The sequence below is a fragment of the Sulfobacillus sp. TH-112 genome, assembly GCF_057473405.1.
Genome location: NZ_JBYCKN010000053.1, coordinates 1 through 3,436 on the forward strand (window position 1 = coordinate 1; position 3,436 = coordinate 3,436).

4 protein-coding genes are annotated in these 3,436 nt (G+C 52.1%); 1 reads left to right on the forward strand and 3 read right to left on the reverse strand.

Going from position 1 to position 3,436, the window contains the following annotated elements; translation table 11 throughout:
• Positions 1-9: 9 nt before the first annotated feature.
• Positions 10-909 (reverse strand): permease-like cell division protein FtsX, encoded by a 900-nt coding sequence (gene ftsX / locus ACOJWD_RS03395; protein WP_486991815.1) that lies wholly within the window; start codon positions 907-909, stop codon positions 10-12.
• The gene (ftsE, locus tag ACOJWD_RS03400) at positions 887-1,573 is read right to left on the reverse strand and encodes a cell division ATP-binding protein FtsE (protein WP_486991816.1); all 687 of its coding nucleotides are present in this window, start codon (positions 1,571-1,573) and stop codon (positions 887-889) included. The genes ftsX and ftsE overlap by 23 nt, the downstream gene beginning before the upstream one ends.
• Positions 1,574-1,700: 127 nt before the next feature.
• Here ftsE and ACOJWD_RS03405 point away from each other — a divergent pair, with 127 nt between their 5' ends.
• Positions 1,701-2,402, forward strand: coding sequence for a cytochrome c biogenesis CcdA family protein (locus tag ACOJWD_RS03405; RefSeq protein WP_486991817.1), 702 nt, complete (start codon positions 1,701-1,703; stop codon positions 2,400-2,402).
• Here the strand turns inward: ACOJWD_RS03405 and ACOJWD_RS03410 are convergent.
• Positions 2,386-3,279 carry a 4-hydroxy-3-methylbut-2-enyl diphosphate reductase gene (locus tag ACOJWD_RS03410; protein WP_486991818.1) on the reverse strand — a complete coding sequence of 298 codons (894 nt, stop codon included), beginning with the start codon at positions 3,277-3,279 and terminating at the stop codon, positions 2,386-2,388. The genes ACOJWD_RS03405 and ACOJWD_RS03410 overlap by 17 nt on opposite strands.
• Positions 3,280-3,436: the final 157 nt, after the last annotated feature.

A 3,436-nucleotide genomic window follows, 5' to 3' on the forward strand; every position in this document is an offset into this window, starting at 1 on the left:
AAAAGAGGGTTAAACTCGCAAGAAGCGACGCAGCGCGACGACACTGGCAATGGCTCCCACAGCCAGACCCCCTGCCACCGTAAAGAGGGTGGACTGATACATGACCGCATGCCATCCCGCCATGGGCCAAAAAGGCAGCGCGACTGCCGCCTTCTGAATCACCCAGCGATAGCCTAATCCAACTACTACATCCGCAGCCACGGCGCCAATCAGTCCAATCGCTAGGCCCTCCATAATAAACGGCCAGCGAATGAACCAATCTGTCGCCCCCACGAGCCGCATCACCTGAATTTCTCGACGACGGGCAAATACGGCTAATCGAATGGTATTGACAATAATCAGCAGAGTGGCGAGCGCTAATAACCCTTCGATAATCCATCCCGCCCACTTGAGAATATCGCCCAAACGGGTCAGGCGCTTCACGACCGTTCCCTGGTACACCACATTGTGGACAATTTTTTGATGCGTAAAGTGGGCGGCCACTGCTGGAATTTGTTGCGCTTTATGGGTATAGACATCAAAGCCGTCAAAGAGTGGATTCGATTTTTGAATGACACTGAACAAATCCTGCTGATCCGGAAATTCGTCTTTCAGGCTCTGCGCAGCCTGCGCTTTGGTGAAAAAATCAATCTTGCGAATGTCCGGCCAACGCTGTGCCTGGCGCATTAAGGCTAATTCATCCGCTCGATCAACCTTTGGCTTTATAAAGACACGAAGCTCCACCTGGTTTTCCAAAATCGTCGTCACGTGGTTCACGTTCACAGACACCACCACAAAGACAGCCAGCACAAATAACGAAATGGTCACTGTGGAGATGGATGCGATAGCCATCCAGGAATTGCGCCAAAGACTCCGTCCCGCTTCCCGAAATAGGTATCCAATACTGTTAAGACTCATACCCGTATGCACCTCTCGCCTCGTCTCGCACAATCTTGCCCGCCTCTATCGCCACTACACGCTTATGTAACTGATTGACCAGTTCTTTCGCATGCGTAGCCATAACAACGGTCGCCCCACGACGGTTAATCTCTTGAAACACCTTCATAATGTCCGCGGCCGTCTCGGGATCTAAGTTGCCTGTCGGTTCGTCGGCCAGCACATACGAAGGATGGTTGACAAGTGCCCGTGCAATCCCCACTCGTTGCTGTTCGCCTCCGGATAACTGGTTGGGATAGTTATCTCTCCGGCGCGATAGCCCGACCAATTCTAAAACCTGCGGAACCCGCTTGGTAATATCTTTCCTCGAGGCGCCGACCACTTCCATCGCAAACGCTACATTCTGCGATACCGTTCTGGTGGGCAAAAGCTTCACATCTTGAAATACAATGCCTAATTGACGTCTCAGCCGAGGCAACTGGCGCATTTTTAGCATTCCCAGACGAAAATGATCCACCACCACATCACCACTGGAAGCTTTCTCTTCACCGTATAGTAACCGTATCAACGTGGATTTTCCCGCCCCTGACGGTCCGACAAGAAATACAAATTCACCGCGATGTACCGTCAACGACACACTCACTAACCCATGATGGCCATTCGGATATCGCTTTGTCACTTCTTCGAGCCGGATCACAGCAAAATCCCCCTTGATTCGTCAACTGTTGGATGTATTCGACAAATTCATCCTAATTCCTGCCCTGCTACAATTGTGGTATAATATGGGCTTACTGTCTCCCGACAACGGAAGGAGGTTCGAGTTGATGCCCGATCTGGCAACATTCAGTATCGCTTTTGGCGCGGGTCTCGCATCCGTCCTATCTCCCTGCGTCGTACCGTTGGTGCCCTCATATCTCACCGCCATGGCGGGAACCTCACTGACGACCGATGTCGTACAAAGCCAAACAGTCCGCGTCCGAGTGATGGTCAATGCGCTAATATTCATTGCCGGATTTTCTCTTATCTTAATTCTCTCGGGGCTGGTAGCGTCGAGCATCGGCCAGTTTATACGCCACTATCAGAGTCTCATCGCTGAACTCGGCGGCGTTGTCATGGTCATCTTTGGTCTAGAACTTATGGGAGCGATACACCTCGGGTTATTAAAGCGCGATGCCCACCTGACGCTTCCCCGTCAAGGTCGTTTGGGAATATGGTCTCCATTTATCATGGGAATCGTGTTCGCGGCAGGGTGGACCCCCTGTGTCGGACCAATTTGGAGCAGCATTTTAATTTTGGCGGCCCGATCTCAAAGCCTATATCTTGGCGGTGTCTTGCTTGCGACCTATGCCTTAGGCCTAGCGTTGCCGTTCTTTATCTTAGCAGTTTTTCTCAGTCGTGCAACCAGCTGGGCCCGCGGTTTAAACCGATATTTACCGTGGATCGAGCGAATTTCGGGAGCTTTTTTGGTCATCCTAGGTATTCTTCTGGCAACCCATCTTTATGTGCGGCTCACGGCACTGGCGTAGGCTCCTCATACAGTTCAAGCCACTGGATTACCGCACGAGTCACTTGACTTGGAGTCGACGAGCCCGCGGTAACGGCGACTGTCTCCACATCATGAAACCATTGCGGATTTAAATCCTCTACCGTTTCTACCCGAACAGCTGGCTTTTTAGCCACCTTTTCGACCACCTCTACCAAGCGGTTCGAATTATTGCTGCGCCGATCCCCTACCACCACCACCATATCTACATCACGCGCCGTTGCCACGGCAGCTTCCTGACGCAATTGGGTGGCTAGGCAAATCTCATTATGAACCTCTGCTTGGGGATATCGGTGGCGCACAGCAGTAATAACGTCTTCGGTATCCCACTGACTCAAGGTTGTCTGGGTAACAATCGCTAGCGGCACATGCGCGTCAAATGTTAAATGATTCACGTCATCCGCCGTGGTCACCAATTCTACCCGACCCCGCGGGGCCTCTCCCATCGCTCCTTCGGGTTCAGGATGGCCTTTAGTGCCAATATAAATGATGGAGTACCCCTCATGGATCTTTTCTTGAATGAGGGTATGAGTGCGAGTCACGTCCGGGCATGTCGCGTCAAAGTAGGTGAGACCGCGTTCTCGAGCGCGTTCCTTCACTTCCGGTGCAATTCCGTGAGCCGTGAAAATGACTGAGGCGCCTTCGGGAACCTGGTCAAGCAGTTCAATGCGCTCTCCACCGTCTAAGGTCTGAATACCTAAACGCTCCAGATCTTCCACGGCATGGCGATTGTGAACAATTTGTCCCAGAACATAAATTGGCCGGGGAACGGCAGGATCTTTTGCTACCCGCTTCGCCATGGTCATTGCATCGACCACCCCATAACAGTATCCGCGAGGCGTAATTTTTACGACTTCCACCCGATCACATCCTTTCAAAGTGGACACTTGAGGTCATTGTAATACAAAAAACCCCGCCCAACGGAGCGGGATAAAAAAATGGGTCGGCACGGCCTGATGATCCCAGTCCCCTGCGGGACCAGTAGTCTCAGCGTACGCGAGGGGGACGACCGTGTTC